Source organism: Pseudomonas sp. (assembly GCF_050739995.1).
GTDB lineage: Bacteria > Pseudomonadota > Gammaproteobacteria > Pseudomonadales > Pseudomonadaceae > Aquipseudomonas.
This window is the reverse complement of record NZ_JBOICG010000678.1, coordinates 1-2,642: the sequence shown is the minus strand read 5'-3', so window position 1 is coordinate 2,642 and position 2,642 is coordinate 1. Positions and strand designations below refer to the sequence as shown.

Sequence of the window (2,642 nt, the reverse complement as noted above, 5' to 3'; positions counted from 1 at the left end):
TCCAACAGCAGATTTCACATTGGCAGGCGCTTTATCCGCAGCGAAGCACCGAAAAAGCCCGCTAAATCGCCGAAAGCCCCGTCCATTCAAGTCCATCCGCCAGGCTGGACTTGAAACCCACCTCTCCCCCCTCACCCAATCCTGTCGAATACTTGCCTGATCCTCTGAATTTACCGACTAGCGGATAGTTAGCCCTTGCGCCGTGGTCTAGAGTTCGACAATGAGCGGCCAGCGCAAATCTTCTTATTAAAAAAGGCCGCACCTACCGTAGATCAGCAGGTGAGCCATGGAATTACGTATTAACCAAAAGGCCTATCAAGTCGAGGCCGACGCCGACACGCCCCTTTTGTGGGTCATCCGCGATGACCTGGGGCTGACCGGCACCAAATACGGTTGCGGCCTGGCGCAATGCGGCGCGTGCTCCGTGCTGGTAGACGGTATCGTGGTGCGCTCGTGCGTCACACCGGTAGCAGGCGTGGTCGGTCGCGAGATCACCACCATCGAGGCCGTTGAGAACGATGATGTGGGCAAGCGCGTGGTCGCGGCCTGGGTCGAACATCAAGTGGCGCAATGCGGTTACTGCCAGTCCGGGCAGGTGATGGCGGCCACCGCGCTGCTCAAGCACACTCCGGCACCCACTCAAGCGCAGATCGATGCGGCGATGGTCAACCTGTGTCGCTGCGGTACGTATAACGCGATCCATACCGCCATGAATGATTTGGCGAAGGAGGTCGTGTAATGAACATCTCTGACGAAAGCCTCGACCTGCCCCTGGGTGATCCGGTCAACCTGTCCCGCCGCCGCTTTCTCGCCAGCACCGCCGTAGGCGCACTGGTCATTGGTTTTGGTCTGCCGTTGGGCACGCCCAGGGCATTGGCCGCCACCGCCAACGCCCCCGAACGTGGCACCCAGGTGCCGGCGTTCCTGGAAATCCGCCCGGACGGCAGTATCCACCTGCGCAGTCCTTTCATGGAGGGCGGGCAAGGCACCCACACCGCCATGGCGCAGATTGTCGGTGAAGAGCTGGATGCCGATCCTGCCACCTTCGTGGTGGAGGCCGCACCGCCCGGTGAAGCCTATGTGGTGATGGAAAACGGTTTGCGCATCACCGGCGGCAGCATGTCGATACGCATGAGCTACCCGACCATGCGCCGTCTCGGCGCCCTGGCCCGCGCCATGCTATTGCAAGCCGGTGCCGAGCAGCTTGGCGTGCCCGTGGCCCAACTGACCACACAGCCCGGCCGCGTGGTTCACACCGCCTCTGGTCGCTCGGTGGGTTATGGCGAGCTGGCCGGTCGCGCCCTGGACATGCCGGTGCCCGACCCGGCCACGATCACCCTGCGCGACCCGAGCCAGTTCCGCTGGATCGGCAAGCCAGTGAAACGCCTGGATGCCTACGATAAATCCACCGGCAAGGCGCAGTACAGCATCGACATCAAAGTCGACAACATGCTCCACGCCGCCGTACAGCATGCGCCACGCCTGGGCATGACCGTGGGTAGCCTGCGCAACCAGGCGCAAGTCGAAGCCATGAAGGGTGTGCACTCGGTCCATCAACTGCCTGGCGCGGTGGCGGTGGTGGCTGAACGCTGGTGGCATGCCAAGCGTGCCGTCGAGGCCATCCAGGTGGAATGGCTGGAAGCAGCGGCCGACTCTCCGTTGCGGGTGATGCCCGCGGATTTTTCCACCGACAAACACCGTGACTTCCTCGCCGCCCAGCAAGGCCCGGCCCGTGACGACGAAAACGAAGGCGATGTGGCCGGCGCGCTGGCAAACGCCAAGACCAAGGTCGAAGCCACCTACCACAACCAATACCTGAACCATGCCCAACTGGAGCCGCCGTCGGCCCTGGCACGTTTCAACCCCGACGGCACGCTGGAAGTGTGGCTGCCCAACCAGGCGCCGGACATGTTCCGCGCCGATATCGCCAAGCGTACCGGGCTCGATCCGGCGAAGATCACGCTGCACTCGCCGCTGCTGGGCGGTTTTTTCGGACGGCATTTCCTGTATGACTCGGCCAACCCGTACCCGCAGGCTATCGCCCTGGCCAAGGCGGTCGGTCGCCCGGTCAAGCTGATCTGGAGCCGTGAGGAAGAGTTCTTGCGCGATGTGCTGCGCCCGGTCGCCGTGGTCAAGTTCCGCGCCGCGCTGGACGACAAGGGCTTGCCGGTGGCCATCGAGGCGGTCAGCGCCACCGAAGGCCCGACCGAAGCCCTCAGCGGCAAACAGGGCGATAAAATCGACCCCACGGCCCTCGAAGGCTTGTCGGGCAAGTCCTACGCAATCCCCAACAAACGCATCGCGCAGATCTACGTCAAAGGTTCGCCCATGCTCGGCTACTGGCGTTCGGTGGGCAATTCGCTCAACGACTTCTTCTACGAAGGGTTCCTGGATGAGTTGGCCGACAAAGGCGGCCATGACCCCTACGAGCTGCGCCTGCACCTATTGCGCGATAACAAGCGACTGACCACCTTGTTGCAAGCGGTGGCAGAACTGTCCGGCGGCTGGAAGCGCGGGCCCTATACCGCAGAGGACGGCAGCCGACGTGCCCGTGGCGTGGCCATGGCCTCCCCGTTCGGCTCCCAGGCGGCAGTGGTGGCCGAAGTGTCGATTGAAAACGGCCAGGTCAAGCTGCATCACAT

The 2,642-nt window shown here is 63.1% G+C and carries 2 protein-coding genes; both read left to right on the top strand.

Going from position 1 to position 2,642, the window contains the following annotated elements; translation table 11 throughout:
* The first annotated feature begins 286 nt into the window (after nt 1–286).
* A complete protein-coding gene (locus ACRESD_RS22975) occupies nt 287–739 on the top strand; it encodes a (2Fe-2S)-binding protein (RefSeq protein WP_431753001.1) in 453 nt (150 codons plus the stop codon).
* Nucleotides 739–2,642: molybdopterin cofactor-binding domain-containing protein (locus ACRESD_RS22970; protein WP_431753000.1), on the top strand; the 1,904-nt coding region annotated here is incomplete at its 3' end. The genes ACRESD_RS22975 and ACRESD_RS22970, both read left to right, overlap by 1 nt.